The sequence below is a fragment of the Tunturibacter empetritectus genome (genome assembly GCF_040358985.1).
In the GTDB taxonomy this organism is placed as follows: domain Bacteria; phylum Acidobacteriota; class Terriglobia; order Terriglobales; family Acidobacteriaceae; genus Edaphobacter; species Edaphobacter empetritectus.
Map to the genome: position 1 here is coordinate 1578780 of NZ_CP132932.1, position 19424 is coordinate 1598203.

Consider the following 19424-nt stretch of genomic DNA (forward strand, 5'->3'; position numbering starts at 1 on the left):
TTGAAGCAGTGCTTTCTCTGCTCGTAATCTACAGCATCTTCAAGCTTGCAATGGCACCGCTTAAAGGACTCCAAACACTAGGGATGTTGGTTTTCCGATGGGTAGCTGCTATTTCGGTTGCGGTTGCAGTAGGCGTCGCCGTCACTCCGCACCTCTCCGGAATCAACTTCATGGTTGCTATGATCACGCAGCTTCAGCAAACCTCAAGCATTCTTACTCTTTGCTTGCTGCTCTTTGTGTGCTTTGCCATCCGCCCTATGGGGCTTTCTTATCGGAGCAGGATCTTCGGCATCAGTCTAGGTCTGGGTTTCCTTGCGACGATCAGTCTGGTCAATTCAGCCTGGATCGCGCATAACTCAAACATGTACTCCATGTTTAGTGTGATTAACGGCCTCGCCGTTGGCATTACTTTATTGACCTGGTCGACCTACTTCGCGTTCCCTGAGCCGAAGCGCCGCATCATCACTCTCCCAACTACCTCGCCGTTTCTTCGCTGGAACCAGATCTCGATGGCTCTGGGCGACGATCCTGGGCATGTGGCTGTCGGTGGAATTCCGCCGGAGCTCTTTGCCCCGGCTGAGCTCGAGGTCATGCGCCGCGCCTCTGCGAAGATGGCTACCGGAGCGATCGAGTCGCCAGCCTCCATGCACACTCTCTCCGCATAACAGCCTTTGCCGAGCAGCATCGATCCGTTTGCCCTCTGTCGAAAGACATGAAAAGGCCATCCCAAGCGGGATGGCCTTTTTACTGCTTGCTTATTCGAGCTTAGTCACGCTCAGATTCAGAACGCTTCCAGTTGATCAGATCGCCCAGCGTCGTGCTGCTGCTGTTGCCCGAGGATGAAGAGGAAGACGAGCCCGAGTTGTTGCCTCCCTTGGGCGACTTCTCGCGCTCCTTGTAGCTCTCGACCTCTGCGCGGCTCGCTTCTTCGCCGACGGCACGGATGCTGAGACCGACCTTCTTCTCTTCCTGGTTCATCTTGACGATCTTGAACTCGTGCTCCGAGTCCACATCCATCGAGACTGGCTTACCCTCAGCATCGATCGCTTCGGAGACGTGGCAGAGGCCCTCGACTCCTTCTGCGATCTCAACGAAGGCTCCGAACTGTGCCGTACGCAGGATCTTACCCTTGATGACATCGCCAACGCGGTGCTGAGCGAAGAACGTATCCCAGACATCCGGCTGAAGCTGCTTGACGCCCAACGACAGACGGCGATTCTCGGGTTCAACTCCGAGGACGAGCGCGCGAACCTTCTCGCCCTTCTTCAGGACTTCGGAAGGATGCTTGATGCGCTTGGTCCAGCTCAGGTTCGAGACATGCACCAGTCCGTCGATTCCGTCTTCAATCTCAATGAAGGCACCGAAGTCGGTGAGGTTGCGAACGCGGCCTTCGATGATGGCACCCGTTGGGTACTTGTCTTCGAGCTGCTCCCACGGATTGTCCTGCAGCTGCTTCATGCCGAGCGAGATGCGGCGATCGTTCGGGTTGACGCTGAGAATGATGGTGTCGACCTCGTCGCCGGGCTTGACCATCTTCGACGGATGTTTCATCCGCTTGGACCAGGTCATCTCGGAGACGTGAACGAGACCTTCGATTCCCTGCTCAAGCTCAACGAACGCGCCGTAGTCGGTGACCGACAGAACGCGGCCGCGAACCTGCGCACCGATTGGGTAACGCTCGGTGGCATCGAGCCACGGATCAGGCGTGAGCTGCTTGAAGCCAAGCGAGACGCGCTGCTTATCCTTGTCGAACTTCAACACCTTCACCTGGATCTCGTCGCCAACGTTGACGAGGTCGCGGGGGTGGGTGAGGCGACCCCAGCTCATGTCGGTGATGTGGAGCAGGCCATCGAGGCCGCCCATATCGACGAATGCGCCGTAGTCGGTGAGGTTCTTCACTGTGCCGGTGAGGACGCTTCCCTCTTCCAAAGTGGAGAGAGTGACGGACTTCTTGGCGTTCTGGTCTTCTTCGAGAAGCTCTTTGCGGCTGATGACGACGTTGCCGCGCTTTTTGTTGAGCTTGATGACGCGGACTTCGATCTCGGTGCCGATGTAGCCGTCCAGATTGCGGACGGGACGAACCTCGACCTGTGAACCGGGTAGAAACGCCTTGATGCCGATGTCAACGGTGAGACCACCCTTGACGCGGCTGAGAACCATGCCCTTCACAGGGGTCTTGTCGTTCGCCGCCTGCTCCAGCTTGTCCCAGACCTTGTGACGGAGAGCCTTGTCATAGCTGACCAGGTATCCGCCTTCGGACTCTTCGCGCTCTACCACAACTTCAACAGTGTCACCTGCTTGGAACTTCGAGACACCATGGATGTCCAGAACCTGTTCCAGGGGGATGAGACCTTCAGACTTAAGCCCGATGTCGACAACAACATGCTTGTCGGTGATCTTGACGACGGTGCCGGTAACGATGACCTCTTCTGCGGTCAGGTTTTGGGCAGCGGCGGACTCGGCAGCCTGCTCGCGATCAAAGTTCGCAAGGGCGGCGGCAAAGTCAGCTGCGTCGTAGTTCAAATCATCGTCAGACTCGTCGGCTGCAGCGGTGACCGTGGCAACGGTTCCGTGATCTGCAGATTCATGAGCGGCGGCAGCGGGTGCAACATGCTGTGCAGCTACATTTGACGCGTCGTGGGCGGTCTCATGCTGTTGGGTTGAGGTGGATTCAGAAGACAGGTCTGTGTGAGCCGCTGTCGCTTCGTGCGCTAGGACTTCCGTTTCGGTGGTCAGGGGTTTGCTCTCGTTGTGGTCAGGATTATGGTTTTCTACCATGGTGAATGCGGACTCCGGGATCCAAGAGATTCCTTCCTCTAAGAGCAGCGCGTGGGCGGGAGCAATCAGCGAATCCGGGAGGGGAGGCTGGCTGCTTTCTCTATCCCCGCAACAGCTTCGGCAGGATGGAAGGAATCAGGTCTTGCAGAGGAGCTATTGCACTTGGGTCCCACACGCAATAGCTCACTGATAAAGCATAGAACTTTGCATACGGTACGTCAACAAAAGCCGGCCTCTTCGCCTGCATTTTCATCACCATGTCATGCTCGGAAGTGAAGGAAATCTTCTTGGGTCGTACCTAGTTCGATGCAGAAAGTCCGGTTTTGATGCAGAGAGTGTCCGCCAAACCCGGTAAAGCACAGGGAACGAACCGGAATCGGACTCGCCACGGCCTGTCCGGCCGCATTCTCAGTCTGAAGGCGCTTAGCCCCCGCGCTATACTCCCCGAATGGACCGCCTCTGGACGCCCTGGCGCTATAGCTACGTCACCCGCTCGGAACCGCAGGCCAAAAGCGGGGTTCCCGAGGCTCTCAGCGCCTGGCCCCCGACCGAAGCAGAGGACAAGCACTGCGTCTTCTGCAATATGATCGCAGCGGTCGACTACGCGGTCGAGCACGGGATGGAGCCGGAAGCCGCAGAGAAGGCCGCTCATATCGTTCACCGTGGAACACACTGCTTTATCTGCCTCAACGCCTTTCCCTACGCCACCGGCCACCTGCTGCTGCTGCCGTATCAACATCTGGACACGCTGGCTGCGCTTCCTGTCGAGGTCGCCCGGGAGTTCGTGGCTCTGGCTCAGCGTTCGGAGCTGGCCCTCCGGCAGGTCTATCGCCCGGGCGGCATCAACATGGGCCTCAATCTGGGGGAGGCTGCGGGTGCCGGCATCGCCGCTCACATGCACCTCCATGCCCTGCCCCGATGGATCGGAGATACGAACTTCATGACGGTGACGGCCGAAACCCGCGTCCTTCCTGAGGCTCTCGATGTGACATGGGAGAGGCTTCGCGCTGCCTTCGAAATTTAATACAACCAAAGCCTCCCAGCCTCCGTCCTATCGTGTAGAAGCATGAAGCCACGTTGGTCTTCGTTGAGGGCTCAATGCAAAATATCTCACAGACACTCCCCGCATCTCTTCGATCGGTTCCGTCCGCTTCGAACGAAGATCGCAGCGCATCAAAGCCCGATCGCCGCCCTTATATCGTTCCCGTGCGCAAGCCCGCAGCCTCGACTCGCAAATATCTTTCGCTCTTTCCTCATGAGTCCGAGGATGCACGCCTGACCGGGGCAACCCGCTCTCTCTATCGCAGACTGCTTGCGTTGAATCTTCCCCGGCCAGTCGAAGCATCAGAGCTTCCCATTACGCCACGGGAGGCAAGGGAGATACGCGTCACGGTGATTGCACCGAAGACCGCATAAGGCCTCCGCTCCAAAGCTCGCCGCAGAATCGTGAAGAATTTCAGAGCCTTGAAGACCTTCAAAGCTGCGATAGGAAAAAACCCTGCCGCGAACAGGGTTTCCACTCGAAACGCGACTTTCACGCCTACTCGAACGAGATTCGCCCCGAGACCACCGAATCATCCAAGGGAGCTAAGAGGGCCCCTCCGGAGGCACACTGCTTACAGCCTTGGGTGCTGCCGCATCGTGATTGCCCGGATCTCTTGGTCCAGGCACCCTCGTAGCCTCAAAGCTCGTAATCTTCCATCCCCCGGAAGGCAGCCGTTGGTAGACACGCGTATAGCGGTAGGTTCCCTGAACCGCTACGCCTTCGTTGGTTCCTTCCACCTGGGCGCGAGAGGTCACAATCGCGATGGAGCCGACCAGCTTAACCTGCATTTCGCCCAGGTCCAGCTTGGTCAGGACAAACTTGCGGGTCCGCATGCGGTCCAGTTGCTGCATCTTGGTGTTGACCTGGCCGGTCATCGAGATGCCGATGTAATCGTCGGAGAGTAGCTTATCCATGGTGGCAACGTCGCCCGCCAGCTGTGCCTGCCGCCACTGCTCCTCGAGCGCTTCCACCTGCCGCTTGGCGTCGTGCTTCTTCTCATGCAGCGGCTGGAGATGACCGGCAAAGGCGATCGACGCAGGCCATCCCATCGCCATGGCCGCCAGCAACACGCCAGAGCCCATCAGCGACCTACGAATTGGACGACCAGACAAGCCCATAGCGTACCGGATAGTAGATCGATTTATCGCGTTGCGTCAAAACTACTTTAGTCGTACGCGAGACTCCACGCATTAGACAGAGCGACGCGCAGGAAAATCATCAACAGACAGCGGTCAGATTCTCGACCTGACGTTCTTTCATCTTCTGATACAGACCACCGATCGCGTACTGATGAAAATGAGGTGTCCCTCTATGATGCTCCAAGGCAGCGTCATCCACATACTGCTCATAGATAAGTACCGTGCAGCCCTCTCCTTCTACGAAGTGCGGGATATAGCTGACGCAGCCGGGCTCCTTCCTGGAGGCCGCGGTGATATGGCACAGGATCTCGTAGATCTCGTCGCGGTCGGACTGGTCGAAGGTCATTCGCACGTTGAAACTAAGCATAATCGCCTTTTCCCCTATGCCTTCAATGCGTCTTCAAACGCTGGCAGGCTCATGGTCTGGTCGCGGTCCGGGCCGGTGGAGACCATGCCAATCTTCGCCCCGGACTCCTTCTCTACAAATTTCAGGTAATCCTGCGCCAGCTGCGGCAGCTTGTCGAACTCGGTAATCCCCTCGGTCGAGCTGTTCCAGCCCTTCAGCCTGGTGTAGACCGGCTCGATGGCGTTGTAACCCGGCATGTCCGCGGGAATCAGATCGGTCAGCTTGCCGTTTACCTTGTAGCCGGTGCATACCGGAATCTCGGCGCACTCGTCCATCACATCCATCTTGGTGACCACCAGCCATTCGGTCCCGTTGATCATGTTGCTGTAGCGCAGCAGCGGCAGATCGAGCCAGCCGCAGCGTCGCGGACGTCCGGTCACCGCACCATACTCCTGCCCGCGAGCACGCAACAGATCGCTGGTAGAATCATGGATCTCGGTGGGGAACGGACCTTCGCCGACTCGCGTCACGTAAGCCTTGGTAACGCCGATAACTGTGCCGATCCTGGTCGGCCCAACTCCCGTACCCGTCACGGCTCCGCCTGCGGTCGAAGAGGAAGAGGTCACGAAGGGATAGGTGCCGTGGTCGATATCCAGCAACGCGCCCTGCGCCCCTTCGAACATCACCTTCCCGCCGTTGTCGATCTCTTGGTTCAACATCACCGCCGTATCGGTCACAAAGGGTGCGATCTGCTCGGCGGCGCGTGAGTACTCCTCGTACATCGTCTTAGGGTCCAGCGGCTCCGTGCCGAACAACGCATGAGCGATGGTGTTCTTCTCGTGGCAGGCGTTCTCAATATGCGTCCGCAGCAGCGCCGAGTTCAGCAGGTCCACCACCCGCAGTCCGCTGCGATGCATCTTGTCTTCGTAGGCCGGCCCGATGCCGCGGCTGGTCGTGCCGATCTTCGTGCGTCCAGGCGCATTCTCCGCTGCCAGTTCGATCATCCGGTGGTAGGGCAGAATCACCTGCGCACGGTTCGACACGAAGAGCTGACCGTCGACCGGCAGACCCGCGTCCTTTAACTTCTTGACCTCGCTCAAAAACGCCATGGGGTCCAGAACGACGCCGTTGCCAATGACACCCTTGCACTCCGGCCGCAGAACGCCGCATGGAATCAGCTGCAGAACGAACTTTTTGCCTTTGATGATGACCGTATGGCCGGCATTGTGGCCGCCTGCATAGCGCGCCACCACGGAGAACTTCTCCGAAAGCACGTCGACAATCTTGCCTTTGCCCTCATCGCCCCACTGGGCACCCAAAATAACCGCTGATTTGCGTTGATTCACGACGGATGTGTTCTCCAAGGATGGTGGTTGGCCGCAAGACCGGAAGCCCGAAGACGCGCACCGCAAACGGCCGATGCACGCTGCTATCTATCATATAGCGTCGCTCGCTCCGGCGTTTTGCTTCGCTGTCTCGGCATTCTTACGGCTGGCCGTAGTACAGGTTTCTCGTTCGAGCCGTCAGCCCAGGGGCTTCCACACTAACCGCGACCACATGAGATTGGTTTGGCCGGTCCGACGGCATCGGCTCCACGGTCAGCGTATAGAACGCGTCCGCCTCTTGAACGCAGCGTGTGATCTGCTCGGTAATATCGTTGCTGGAGTTGAGTGCCTGCCCGCCGCTCTGTCGCGCCAGCACCTGCAACGCAAGGTTTCCCGCCTGGGCATCCTGCGGCTTCGATATCGGCTTCAAAAACTCCTCGTAGTAAAAGACGCGGGTCGTCGCGGCATCGGCCACCCCCAGCGGATCGATGCTGTAGAGCGTGATCCGAGCCTGCCGGAGCATCGTAGAGAGATAGACGATCGACGAAAACAGCCCCTGCTCCTGCTTCGCACTCAACGTGATATTCGGTCCGCTGAGAATCGGCCAGCCTGGGCTTATCCAGATCACCATCTTCCGTCCCTGCTCCTTCGCCTCGGTGGCCGCAAGCAGACTGATCGCCTTGAGGGAGAGATCGAAGCGCTCCGTCGCGCCATAAAAACCCGCTGAGCGCCTGATGGTTCGCAGCTTCGTCACATGCTGATCGAACTCTGCCAGCAACGCATTGCCGTCACGCGAGGAGCCGCTCTGCAGCTCTGTCCCCGCGTCGCTGAAGAAGGCCAGCGATACCGGATGGGTAAGCTGCCCACCGCTTTGCTGAAGAAACTTCTTGAGCTGGTCGCGCTCATACGCTACACGAGTGAACGAAGTGTTTACCTCATCCACCAGGAGGATGATCTTCACCGGCTCGGCGGGAGCAGTACTATCCACAGCGCGGAACGAGAGAACCTTTCGGATCTGGTTATTGTCCCGCACGACAAAGTCACTCTGCGTGAGACCTGTTCTGGGCTTACCCGACCGGTCGGTCACCACAACATCCAGCGTCAGGTTAGCGTCTCGCGCTTCAGGGATTGGCACGGAGGCCGCTGGCAGCTGCTCCGCCGACGGTGCCTGCTGCTGTGAGAATGCCGCGAGAGGGAGGAACGAAAGACAGAACAGAACCAGCGGGACCCGATTCAACGCACTCATCACTTCCACCTCGATTACCTCTCTGCAGCCGTGCGGCTTGCAGCGTGAAACCTAGCACGATGAAACTTGAGATGATGAAAGTCAGCCCAGCGAACCATGCACAGCAAAATACGTCGCAGGGGCCGATCTTCGGCCCTCCATGAAGACGCGGCAGCCAGGCCAGTAGTTTCAGCAAAACTCGCCCCGGCAGACCGCTGGATGCGACAGCATCCTCAAAAAAGCCGCGCCGGGCCTTTTCGGTGGCGCAGCGTAGGGCTCTCTCGATATGCTCCTCTTGCGCTTCGGTCGACAAAGATCAGGTGCGGAGCGACAGCGCTGGCGCTTTGCTTCAACTCGGAGACCTCAGGGCCCACCATGTCTGCATCCCGCCTGCTCTACGGCACTACCGTCTTCCTCGGCGCCTTCCTTCTCTTTCTCGTCGAGCCGATGGCCGCCAAGCAACTGCTGCCTGTGCTTGGCGGCTCCTCCGCCGTCTGGCTGACATGCCTGGTCTTCTTCCAGATGACTCTGCTGCTCGGCTACCTCTACGCCCATTGGATCACCCGCTGTCAGGCCACCACCTGGCGCCGCCACGTCTATCTGGTCACGCTCGCCGCCGGAGCTGTGCTCCTGATCGCACAAAGAGTCGTCCCCGCAGAGCCAGCCCAGGGCGTCGGCCACCCCGTCACCACCATCTTCTCGACACTCGCCTTCACCATCGGCCTGCCGTTTCTCCTGCTCAGCGCTACCAGCCCCCTGCTGCAGGTCTGGCTCCAACGCGCCAGGGGCGGCACCATCCCCTATCGCCTCTTCGCGCTCTCGAACTTCGGCTCGCTTCTCGCTCTCATCGCCTACCCCTTCGTCGTCGAGCCGCACCTCACCCTGAAGCTCCAGCGGAGCCTCTGGTCGTTCAGCTTCCTCCTCTATGCCGTCTTATGCGCGACCATCACGCGCCAACTCCCCGCACCTGCGCCCTCGGAAACTGTGGAAGAGACCGAAGCCCCCGCTCCCGCCAAAGCCCCCGCCAGATCAAAGTGGCTTTGGTTTCTCCTCCCCATGGCCGCCGCCATGCAGCTCAGCGCAGTCACCAGCCACCTCACCGTCAACATCGCAGCCATCCCGCTCCTCTGGATGCTGCCTCTCGCCATCTACCTGCTTACCTTCATCCTCGCCTTCGAGTTCCCAGCACTCTACCGCCGCGGCATCGTGGTGCGTCTGCTTGTCGTAATGCTGGCCAGCCTCGGCTACGCCATCTCGAAGACCGACGTGAGCCTGCCCATCGGCATCGCCATCCTCTTCTTTCTCACAGAGTGCTTCCTGGCCGGACTCTTCTGCCACGCGGAAGCCTTCGCCCTGCGACCCTCACGCCCCACCGAAACCACGCTCTTCTATCTGCTGATCGCCGCAGGAGGAGCAGCCGGAACCTTCTTCATCGGCATCGCCAGCCCGATGATCTTCTCGGCCAACTACGACCTCGCAATCTCGTTCTTCGTCACCGCCGCACTCGCCGTAGTCGTGACGTGGAGCGACGGCTGGCCGCAGCGTCTTCTCTGGTCCACCGCAGCCGCACTGCTGCTCTTCTTCGCCTTCATGCTGCGCACCGCTTATGCCCGCGAGGCAATCCTCGAGGTTCGCAACTTCTACGGAACCCTTCGCGTCAAGCAGACGGTCGGCCCCCACGGCGGCACCGAGCGCATGCTGCTGAACGGCACCATCCAGCACGGCACGCAGCTCTTCGCGCCCGGCCTCACCCGCACCCCCACCACCTACTACGCCGATAACTCTGGCATCGGACTCGCCCTCCACTACTGCTGCCAGTCGCGCTCACGCAACATCGCTGTCATCGGCCTCGGCACCGGCACCCTCGCAACCTACGGCACCACCAGCGACCGCATCCGCTTCTACGAGATCAACCCTCTCGTACGCCCCATCGCACAAAATCTCTTCACCTATCTGCGAGACTCCCCCGCGCAGATCACCTTTGCCGACGGCGATGCACGCACCTCCCTCACCCGCGAGTTGACGCAAGAGGGCCCGCAGAACTTTGACGTTATCGCCATCGACGCCTTCTCCGGCGACGCCATTCCTCTCCACCTGCTCACCATCGAGTCCGTCGCACTCTACAAAAAACACCTCGCGCCAAACGGCATCCTGGCCTTCCACGTCTCCAACCAGTACCTCAACCTCGCACCCGAGATCGCACAGCTCGCCCACGCCGCCGATATGCAGGCAAAGCTGATCGAAAGCCAGCCCGACGACTCGCTCGGAGCCTATCGCGCCACCTGGATACTGCTCACCTCGAGTCCCACCTTCTTCGATCAACCCGAGATCGCCGTCGCTGCCAGCGCCGTTCCCACCGACGCGCGCCTCCGCGTCTGGACCGACGACTACTCCAGCATCCTGCCTATTCTTCAGCTCTCACATCACTAGGAAACTCTGATCAACTCCCGTTTTGTTAAGGGCACGGCTTCAGCCGTGCCGTAATGAGTTCAAAAGGAACGCGGCTTTAGCCGCTGGGGTACGCTTTCTTTTTTGAGCGGGAACTTGATCAGAGGTTCCCTAAAACTGAGTTGTCCTGCCGGACGGGCCTCCTGCGCGGAGCGCGGTCACTTCGTGACGTGTATACCCCTTCGGTTGGTGCTCCCGTTGGTCGCGTTAATAAGCTTTCGCCGACCAACGGGACGCTCGTGGCGAAGCCGGTATACAACCCACAAGGTGCGCTACTTCGCCCAGGCTAGCCCGTCCGCCGCATTCCCCGCATCAATCAGTCGCGCCATCTTCCACTGCCCCAGATCAATCTCCGCCACCTGATTGCTTCGAGTGCAAGAGACAAACGCAGTCTTGCCATCGGGACTCATCAGGATCGCCGTTGGCCCCTCCGCAACGTCGATCGTGCGTGCCACCTGCATAGACCTCAGATCGATCACCGCCACCTGATGCGTCGTTCGCAGCGCCACGAGCAGCCACCGCCCATCAAGCGTCGTCGCCGTTCCGTATCCGACACTCGGCAGCGGAATCCACGTCTTCAGCTTATTGGTCGCAGTATCGATGACAGCAAGCTGCGGCTTGGTCTGGTCTGCCGTAAACACCATGCTGTCGTCGCGAGAGACCGCAATCCTCTGGGTATCGGTCGAAACCGGAATAATCGCCAGCGTCTTGCGCGCCTTCATATCCAGAACCGATACCGTGCCCGGTCCCACGTTCGCCGTGTATCCCCGCGAGCCATCACGCGACAGCGCCAGCATGTGCGACTGCTCCTGCCCCGTAGGCACGCTGCCGACAATCTTCAACGTCTTCGGATCGATAATGCTGATCGTCTTATCCAGCTCCGTCGTCACGTACAGCATCCCGCTATTCTTGTCGTAGATCACGCAGTGCGGCCGCACTCCATGCCCGAAATCGATCGTGTGGACAATCTTGTGGCTGGCAAGATCGATCACCGAGATCTTGCTGCCGTCCGTACCCGGCTTTCCCACCCCGGCACTGCCGTAGATCGGCACATACGCCGTCGTTCCATCAGGCGAAGCCGCCACCTCATGGCCCGTCACACCATTCACCAGCACAGTAGCCATCTGTTTACCCGCGCCGGGATCGATCAAACTCAGATCTCGGTCACCCTGGTTCACCACCAGCAGCAATGGCCGGGCTTGTCTCTCCATGCCGCTCTGAGAGAACGCAACCGCACCGGCGGCGCTGAGTAAAAAGGGAAGGCTCAGAAGAGAACAGCCCATCATGCAACGCGAGAAAAAGATCTTCTTCATAAGTCGATCAGTATAGCCTCGCCGAACGATATAGGCCGCTGCGGGTCTGCGTTCCGTTGCACAACCATCAACGCAAACCAGAGGAAGCTCTTCATGCATTGCTTGGCTGCAATACCCAGGCCTCGCCAACCATCTGCACCTTCTCCATGCCCTTCGAAGAGAGCACAACAAAGTCGCGGTTGGGTATCGGCCAGCTCGCGGCAAGCTTGTAGCCCAGATGTTTACGGGCCGCCTCAAGCTCGTGGGGCCCGAAGATGCGGCACGGCAGCGTCTTAACAAACGTCTCCAGCGTGAAGAAGCCCTCACTCGCCGAGACAGGAACCTTATTCAAAAAGATCATGTACGGCCTCCTCGGCAGCCGCTCGATGAGCTCTTCAATCGACCAGTCCACATACTGCAGACTCCCAGAGCACAACAGCGCATCACACGCCTGGGTCTCTTCGACGTTCTCGTAGAAGCTCAACGAGTGCACCTCAGGAGGCACGCGCCGCCGCCCCTCCCTCACCATCGCCGGCACATCGACAATCTGCCAGCGAAAGTCTTCCGGAAGGTCGAGCATCTGTCGAAACGCATAGAACTTCACGCCGATATGACCACCAAAATCGGTCACCGCATGCAGATGGTTCTCGCGCATCAGCTTCTGGCAGAAGGTCAGAATCGGCCAGTCAAACGGATGAATGGTCGAGTACGATTCGATCCCGATCGAGACCAGCGATTCATTGTCATAAGTTGCGCGGCGCGAAGGCGGAAGAGAGTTCGTCGCCTCTTCGCTGGTACTGAATCTCCCGCGATAGTGCCCAAACTCTTTGCCGGCTACGAAATCCAGTACTCCGGACTGCCGTAGCTGCTTGTATCCCGGAAGGGTTGAGAGGTTCAAACGTGTCAGAACACCCGTCATAGTCATGGCATTTCATCCAGTTGTATTTGGGGAGGAACTTAAATATAGGCCGCGCAGGGACTGAATTCAGTGATTAATTGTTAATATTGTGTAAATATTATCTAACTGTTGAGCCGCAAACATGCAAAAGGTTAGGGGATTGCTGCGCATTTTCTTGCATGCAATCCTGTATCCATTCATTCGCCTATACTTACAGAAAGTATGCCCGAACTTCCTGAGGTCGAAACCGTCGCGAACGGCGTTCACGCCAGAGTCCACGGCCAGACAATCCGTTCGGTCTGGACCAGCAACAAACCCCAAACCTTTAAATCTTCGCCCGACGAGATCGTCGAAGCTCTCACCGGCAGCCGCATCGACCGTGTCCACCGCGTCGGCAAAACCATCGTCGTCGATCTCAGTTGCTCCAGAGAGAATCAAAAATCAGCGCAGTTCCTCGTCCACCTCGGCATGACCGGCCGCCTGCTCGTCTCAACTCCAGACACACCGATTCCACCCCACACGCACGCGATCCTCTCTCTCAGCAGCGGAAAGGAGCTTCGCTTCGTCGATGCCCGACGCTTTGGCCGGCTTTCCGTTGTTAAAGCCGCAAGCCCCGAAGGACGATACGCCGGCCCAGGCGCCGAACCCCTCACCATCGAGCTTGAGGACTTCATCGCGCTCTTTCGTGGCCGCAAAACCCCGATCAAAGCCGCGCTGCTCAATCAGTCGCTGCTCCACGGTGTCGGTAATATCTACGCCGACGAGAGCCTCTTTCACGCCGGCATTCGCCCCACACGTCACGCTGGCCGCCTCACCCGCGCCGAACTGACGCGCCTCCACGCAGCGTTGATTAAAGTACTCACCGAGGCGATCAAGCTTGGTGGATCGTCCGTCTCAGACTACGTCGACGCCGACGGAGTCGCAGGCTTCTTTCAGCTGCACCATCACGCCTACTCGCGCACCGGCCAGCCGTGTCTTACCTGCGGAACGCCCATCAAGCGCATCGTCCTCGGCGGCCGTAGCACCCACTTCTGCCCCACCTGCCAGAGATAGCGCGTTCGGTCGGATTCGGTTTCACTTCTTACCGGCCCGCGGCAAGTTCCGCCGAGACAGCAGCGCCGATCACCCGCACCTCTGGCGTATCGTCGACGATCTCCAGCGAATACCCCTGCAGCGGACTCATCTTCACCATCTGTTGCAGATAGTCCTTCAGCATGGACATATCGAGAAACCGCGTATTGAACCCGGAGAGAAAGATCTTCCCAGGCCCAGCCATGTGAATCGTGGTCGCCGACGCTGCAGCCAGGGCCTTGTGCCAGAGCCGCTTGAAGTCCACACAGCGGGCATCGCCCTGTTTTGCCGCCTCGAAGACCTCCTCCGGCTCCATGTCCAGGAAGCGCAGACGCATCGCACGATGCCCCATGATCCCCTCCATATGCCCGCGCCCGCCGCATCCGCAGAAGCGCTCTTTCTCGTCGAGCGTCACCACCGTGTGGCCGCCCTCCCACACGCCCGGAGCGAAGGGATACCGCCCATAGCCGATACCAACGCCCAGCGTCCAGACCCGGATCATGCTGTCCAGCTTGCCGTGCATCGAAGCCAGCCCCGCAGCCATTCCATCAGCATCGTTCACCGCCGTCACGGTCACGTCGAGCCCATGGTTGCGCATCTGGGCAACCAGCAACTCCTGAATCTTCGCGCCCTTCAGCTGCGGCAGGTTCGGCGCCTCTGCCACCACGCCATCCTTCACCAGCCCTGGCAACGCCACGCCGATCGCCGTAAAGTCCCTCGCTCCATCAGCAGCCAGGAGCACCTGATTTGCGATCGTCTCCACCAAAGCTTCGGTGTGTTGCTCCACCAACGCATCTTCGTCGTCATGATCTTCAGGAAAACGGCGTACCGGTCCTACAAGCTTGTGATCCACGACCAATCCGGCCGAGATCCGCTCCGAAAGTATTACCCCAACTGTCTTTGCCATTACCCTGTCCGCCTCATCCTCAGGTGCCCGTGTTTCTACTCAAATTTACTGACGCGGTTCAACCCGTTGAAAGCCGCAACTTTATAACATTCCGCGAGAGTTGGATAGTTGAAGACCGTATCCACGAAATAATCCAGCGTTCCGCCCAGCGCCATCACAGCCTGGCCGATGTGCAGCAGCTCGCTCGCACCCTCGCCGATGATGTGCACCCCAAGGATCAAGTGGTTCATCCGGTGAAAGATGATCTTGAGCCGGCCCGTCGTATCGCCGCGAATCTGGCCGCGTGCAATCTCGCGATAGTAGGCCACGCCCACCTCGTAAGGAACATCCTCTTCGGTCAGCTGCTCCTCGGTCTTGCCGATAAAGCTGATCTCCGGAATCGTATAGATCCCATACGGATAAAGCCCTGGGTTCGACAGGATCTTCTCATCCCCAAACGCCCGCGCCGCCGCCACGCGCCCCTGCTCCATCGAGACAGAAGCCAGCGACGGAAACCCAATCACGTCGCCCACGGCAAAGATCGTCGGCACCTTCGTCCTGAAGTCCTTATCCACCGGGATGCGTCCGCGTGAGTCCGACTCGATCCCCACCGCAACCAGGTTCAGCTCGTCCACATTGCCCTGGCGGCCGACCGCGTACAGCAGCGCATCGCCCTGAACTTTTTTCTTGCTCTCGAGATTTGCCACGACGGTTCCGTCCGGCATCTCCTCCACCGACTCCACCTCTTCATTCAGCCGCATCGTCACCCGCGAGTCCCGCAGATGGTAGCTCAGCGCCTCGATGATCTCCTGGTCGGCAAACTCCAGCAGACGCGGCCTCCGCTCAATCAGCGTTACCCGCACCCCGAGGGCTGAGAACATACACGTGTACTCCACCCCGATCACGCCGCCGCCCACGATAATCATCGTCTTCGGCAGGTTCACCAGCTCCAGCACCAGGTCCGAGTTGATGATGCTGCGCCCGTTGATCGGCACCTTCGGTGATGACGCCGGCTTGGTCCCGGTACCAATCAGAATGTTGGTCGCCTCATACACCGTCGAACCGCGCGAGTTGGTCACCTTGATGTGGGTCGCATCTTCAAAGCTCGCCACGCCTACCAGCATCTCGATGTTGTTGCGCGAAAGCTGCGCCTCGGTCACGTCGATCTCGGTCTTGATCACATGCTGCACCCGGAACGCCAGGTCCGCCATCGTGATCCGTTCCTTCACCCGGTAGTTCATCCCGTAGATGGACTTGTAGTTGTATCCGGAGAGGTGAAGAACCGCCTCGCGCATGGTCTTTGAAGGGATGGTGCCGGTGCTGATGCAGGCGCCCCCAACGACCTCCCGCATCTCCACCAATGCGACCTTTTTGCCCAGCTTCGAGGCGTAAATTGCAGCGCGCTGCCCGGCTGGTCCGGACCCGATGACAATCAGATCGTAAACACTACTCATATTGGCACATACTCATGGACATTCCACTCCAGCGTCTTGGCGGCTCTTGTCCCGTTATCGGCCCCTCGAGTGGCGATCGTGAGGGGGCCAGTTCTTGACTGTGTGCGTGTTCGCCTTACTGCCTTGAAGCTACCACACCAACATCACAGACTCCACTGAGTGGCCCTTGGCACCATACACTGATTTCACCATGCTCCGCTACGCCATCACAAGCCGCGCGCTCTACCCCGGCAGCGAGCAGGAAAAACAAACCGCACTCCTCGCCGAAGCCGCCCGATGGATCGCCGATGGCATCGACTTTATCCAGCTGAGAGAAAAAGACCTTCCCGCCGCCACGCTCGCGAACCTCGCCCGTAACCTGCTGGAGATGACAGCCCTCGCCGTCAGCCCGACGCGCCTGCTCGTCAACTCCCGCCCCGACATCGCCCTCGCAAGCGGAGCCCACGGGGTCCATCTCACCGCCTCGCCAGACGAGCTAGCCCCCTGCCAGATCCGCGACCTCTTCCTCTCCGCCCGCGCAACCAAACCCCTGATTACGCTCTCCTGCCACAACCTCGTCGAGGTCCACCGCGCCCATCCCCACCAGGTCGACGCGATCCTGTTTGCCCCCGTCTTCGAGAAGCCCCTCGCCGACGGCGAAGACCTCCCCGGCCAGGGCCTCGATCAGCTCCGCGCCGCCTGCCTCGCCGCAGCCCCCATCCCGGTCTTCGCCCTTGGCGGAGTCACCGCCGAAAACACTCCCGAATGTCTCAAGGCAGGCGCAGCCGGAGTCGCCGGCATCCGCCTCTTCCATCGCGTTCCCCATAAAGAAAGCTGACTCCCACCACGTCCCTTCCAACCATCAGCCCTTGGCTTTGAAGTAGTTCCTAAGAGCTGGCAAAACGCCCGCAGTTCAGGCTACTCCGCGCGCAGGGCTTCCACAGGATTAACCGAGGCTGCGCGGTGCGCGGGGATATAGCTTGCGAGCAGAGCAGAGATCGAGAGCACTAGAGCCACTCCTGCCAGTGTGCCTGCGTCCCATGGTTGTGTGCCGAACAGGATCTTGCGCATCAGGCTCGCCGTCACCACCGAACAGATCAGGCCCGCAAGAATGCCGATAGCTGCCAGCCGCCCCGCTTCTTTAAGAATCAGTTTGTACACAGAGCTGCGCTGCGCGCCCATCGCTATACGCACACCAATCTCCCGCGTTCGCTGGCTCACCGAGTACGCGATCAGACCATACAGACCAACCACTCCCAGCAGCAGAGCTATCGCCGCAAAGCCGCCAACAAGGCATGCAGACGAGCGATGCAGATAAGTTGACTGCGAGTGATTGATACGGTCCTCCATCGTCTCCGCATTGAAGGTCAGGATTTCGGGATCGATTCGGTGGACCGTTGCTTCGAGTGACTTCAGCAGTTCCTGCGGCTCTTGTGCTGTCCTTGCAACTAGGAAGAACGCATTGTCGGGCTCCTGGTTGAACGGCGTATACAGTACCGGCTGAACCTCCTCATCCAGAGGTCCTTCCTTAAGGTCGTCCACTATGCCGACGATCTCGATTGCTGGCGTCGTCGCGTCATATCGTATCTGCCTGCCGATCGGATCTTCTCCAGCAAAGTACTTTCGCGTGAAGGATCGATTGACGATCGTCACCCGAGGCTTCGAGACATCGTCCCCCTCACTGAAGTAGCGGCCTCGCACCAGCCGCGCCCGCACCGTGCTGAAGTAGTCAACACTCACATTGCGGCTGCTCGATTCATCTTCACTCCCATGTTGCGGCCTGCCAATCACCTCGAAGGTCGTATTTCCTCCTGCAACATTGGCGACAGGAATCTGGTGCGCTATGGCCACCGACTGAACCCCTGGCAGATGGTTTGTCTCGTCCATGACATGCCGCGCCAATGCAACCTGCTGCTCATCCTTCGCATAGCGCGAAAGGGGTGCCAACAATCTCATTGACGCCAGATGATCCGTCTGGAATCCAATATCGGCGTGCATCAACCGGTAGAAGCTCTTGCCCAGCAACCCGGCTCCCACCAGCAACACCATCGCCGCGCTTAGCTCTAGCGCCACAAGATTCGCTCCCAGGTGGCTCCACACCGTTCTGGAACTGGAACGACCGCCCTCCGTCAACCCAGTGCGGAGATCTGCGAGCGACAAACGGAGGATGGGCGTGAGCGAAAACAGATTCGCCATCGCGAGACCGATGGCCACGGCGAAACCCATCACATGCAGATTCAGTCCCAGTCCTTTCAGATAAGGCATATCCATCAGCATGTTGACCGGCATAAGAAGCTTCAGGAGATGGATCGCTCCGCATGCAGCGCACACGCCAAGAAGGCTGCCGGTCGCGGCAAGCATGACTCCCTCCGTCACGAACTGGCGGAGCAGCCGCATCCGCGATGCGCCCAGCGCCCCACGAATCGCGATCTCGTGACGACGGTTCTCCGAGCGAACCAGCAGAAGGCCGGAGACATTCACGCACGCGATCAACAGGAGAAGAACCGCCCCGCACAGCAGCAACAGCAGGACCGGGCGCAGGCTCCCCACAAGGACCTCCGTCAGCGGCAACACGGTCGCGCCGCGTCCTTCATCGGAGTCCGGATATTGTTTCGCGAGCTGCTGCGCGATCGAACGCATGTCAGACGATGCCGCCTCCCACGTGATTCCATCCTTCAGCCGCGCAATCGCCGAAAGTCCGTGGTTTCCACGATTCTTGGGATCGGAGGACTCGCTGAGAGCCGTCCAAAACTCTGTCTGCCCCGTAAGCGCGAAGTGAAAGTCCTGCGGCAACACGCCGATGATGACGCTCGGTTCTCCATTAAGCGTGACCGTCTGGCCCAGCAGATCCTGCCGTTTGCCGAAGCGGCTCTGCCACGCAGCGTAACTCACGATGACTGTGCGCGGCGCACTGGGAGTATCCTCGCCGACACCAAAATCGCGACCAACGATGGGAGCAACGCCCAACGTGCGAAAAAATCCAGCGCTCACCGTAGCGCCTTCCACACGCTGCGTCTCCGTCGCTGTCTTCAAGGCAAAAGATATGCTGTCGTAAGCCTCCACTGAACTGAAGACCTTGTTCTGCCTCTTCCAGTCCAGATAATCGAGATACGAAAGATGGAATCTCGGCCCAAGGGGCGTGCTCTCAAACAGCCCCGCCAACCGCGATGGAACTTGATACGGCAACGGACTGATCAGCACCGCATCGACAAATGCAAAGATCGCAATGCTGGCACACATACCCAAAGTCAGCACAAGGATCGCAGTGCAGGCGAACCCCGGATTCTTCCACAACTGACGGCACGCATAGCATAGGTCCGACCAGATGCTGTCAAGTGTCAGCGCCGTATCCGCCCCTGCCACGTGCTCTTTGGTGCTCGTCAGATTGCCGAAGCGCAGCAGCGCATCACGGCGTGCATCCTCGGCCGACATCCCCGCGGCAAGATTGTCCTCTATCCGCAGCTCGATATGAGACCTTAGTTCAGCGTCGATCTCCCGGTTCACCTTTGATCGGGACATGAGATTCGAAATGCGGCGA

Annotated in this window: 16 protein-coding genes; 6 read left to right on the forward strand and 10 right to left on the reverse strand. The window is 59.3% G+C overall.

From position 1 onward, the window contains the following. Positions 1-83: 83 nt before the first annotated feature. Positions 84-665: a hypothetical protein gene (locus tag RBB75_RS06590; protein ID WP_257031262.1), complete on the forward strand. Its 582-nt coding sequence runs from the start codon at positions 84-86 to the stop codon at positions 663-665. 100 nt (positions 666-765) lie between these two features. Here RBB75_RS06590 and RBB75_RS06595 read toward each other — a convergent pair whose 3' ends face one another. Then, positions 766-2778, reverse strand: a complete 2013-nt coding sequence (locus tag RBB75_RS06595) for a 30S ribosomal protein S1 (protein WP_353069950.1) — start codon at positions 2776-2778, stop codon at positions 766-768. A 448-nt stretch (positions 2779-3226) separates the two neighbouring features. Between RBB75_RS06595 and RBB75_RS06600 the strand changes: the two genes are divergently transcribed. Both RBB75_RS06600 and RBB75_RS06605 read left to right on the forward strand, forming a co-directional pair. Beyond that, positions 3227-3802: an HIT family protein gene (locus RBB75_RS06600; protein WP_353069951.1), complete on the forward strand. Its 576-nt coding sequence runs from the start codon at positions 3227-3229 to the stop codon at positions 3800-3802. A 74-nt stretch (positions 3803-3876) separates the two neighbouring features. Further along, the gene (locus RBB75_RS06605) at positions 3877-4194 is read left to right on the forward strand and encodes a hypothetical protein (RefSeq protein ID WP_179640105.1); all 318 of its coding nucleotides are present in this window, start codon (positions 3877-3879) and stop codon (positions 4192-4194) included. Positions 4195-4365: 171 nt separating this feature from the next. Here RBB75_RS06605 and RBB75_RS06610 read toward each other — a convergent pair whose 3' ends face one another. The 4 genes from RBB75_RS06610 to RBB75_RS06625 form a co-directional block, all read right to left on the reverse strand. Further along, positions 4366-4905 carry a nuclear transport factor 2 family protein gene (locus tag RBB75_RS06610; RefSeq protein ID WP_257031263.1) on the reverse strand — a complete coding sequence of 180 codons (540 nt, stop codon included), beginning with the start codon at positions 4903-4905 and terminating at the stop codon, positions 4366-4368. Positions 4906-5041: 136 nt separating this feature from the next. Further along, entirely contained in the window at positions 5042-5329 is a 288-nt protein-coding gene (locus RBB75_RS06615; RefSeq protein WP_179640107.1) for a putative quinol monooxygenase, read from the reverse strand. A gap of 14 nt (positions 5330-5343) precedes the next feature. Continuing rightward, positions 5344-6654, reverse strand: a complete 1311-nt coding sequence (locus tag RBB75_RS06620; protein WP_179640108.1) for an adenylosuccinate synthase — start codon at positions 6652-6654, stop codon at positions 5344-5346. A 139-nt stretch (positions 6655-6793) separates the two neighbouring features. Further along, entirely contained in the window at positions 6794-7879 is a 1086-nt protein-coding gene (locus RBB75_RS06625; RefSeq protein ID WP_353069952.1) for a VWA domain-containing protein, read from the reverse strand. Between the two features lie 354 nt (positions 7880-8233). Between RBB75_RS06625 and RBB75_RS06630 the strand changes: the two genes are divergently transcribed. Further along, positions 8234-10288, forward strand: coding sequence for a fused MFS/spermidine synthase (locus tag RBB75_RS06630; RefSeq protein WP_353069953.1), 2055 nt, complete (start codon positions 8234-8236; stop codon positions 10286-10288). A gap of 290 nt (positions 10289-10578) precedes the next feature. Here the strand turns inward: RBB75_RS06630 and RBB75_RS06635 are convergent, their stop codons facing one another. Together RBB75_RS06635 and RBB75_RS06640 are read right to left on the reverse strand one after the other, a co-directional pair. Continuing rightward, complete coding sequence (locus RBB75_RS06635) at positions 10579-11619, reverse strand: cytochrome D1 domain-containing protein (protein WP_353069954.1); 1041 nt, start codon at positions 11617-11619, stop codon at positions 10579-10581. 91 nt (positions 11620-11710) lie between these two features. Beyond that, complete coding sequence (locus RBB75_RS06640; protein WP_353069955.1) at positions 11711-12523, reverse strand: methyltransferase, TIGR04325 family; 813 nt, start codon at positions 12521-12523, stop codon at positions 11711-11713. A gap of 195 nt (positions 12524-12718) precedes the next feature. Here RBB75_RS06640 and RBB75_RS06645 point away from each other — a divergent pair, with 195 nt between their 5' ends. Beyond that, the gene (locus RBB75_RS06645; protein ID WP_353069956.1) at positions 12719-13549 is read left to right on the forward strand and encodes a DNA-formamidopyrimidine glycosylase; all 831 of its coding nucleotides are present in this window, start codon (positions 12719-12721) and stop codon (positions 13547-13549) included. A 28-nt stretch (positions 13550-13577) separates the two neighbouring features. Here RBB75_RS06645 and RBB75_RS06650 read toward each other — a convergent pair whose 3' ends face one another. Both RBB75_RS06650 and sthA read right to left on the reverse strand, forming a co-directional pair. Further along, positions 13578-14474 (reverse strand): ROK family protein, encoded by an 897-nt coding sequence (locus RBB75_RS06650; protein ID WP_353069957.1) that lies wholly within the window; start codon positions 14472-14474, stop codon positions 13578-13580. A 35-nt stretch (positions 14475-14509) separates the two neighbouring features. After that, complete coding sequence (sthA, locus tag RBB75_RS06655; RefSeq protein WP_353069958.1) at positions 14510-15907, reverse strand: Si-specific NAD(P)(+) transhydrogenase; 1398 nt, start codon at positions 15905-15907, stop codon at positions 14510-14512. Positions 15908-16073: 166 nt separating this feature from the next. Here sthA and RBB75_RS06660 point away from each other — a divergent pair, with 166 nt between their 5' ends. Further along, positions 16074-16724, forward strand: a complete 651-nt coding sequence (locus tag RBB75_RS06660) for a thiamine phosphate synthase (RefSeq protein WP_353069959.1) — start codon at positions 16074-16076, stop codon at positions 16722-16724. A gap of 80 nt (positions 16725-16804) precedes the next feature. Here RBB75_RS06660 and RBB75_RS06665 read toward each other — a convergent pair whose 3' ends face one another. Beyond that, complete coding sequence (locus RBB75_RS06665) at positions 16805-19405, reverse strand: ABC transporter permease (RefSeq protein WP_257031265.1); 2601 nt, start codon at positions 19403-19405, stop codon at positions 16805-16807. Positions 19406-19424 lie beyond the last annotated feature (19 nt).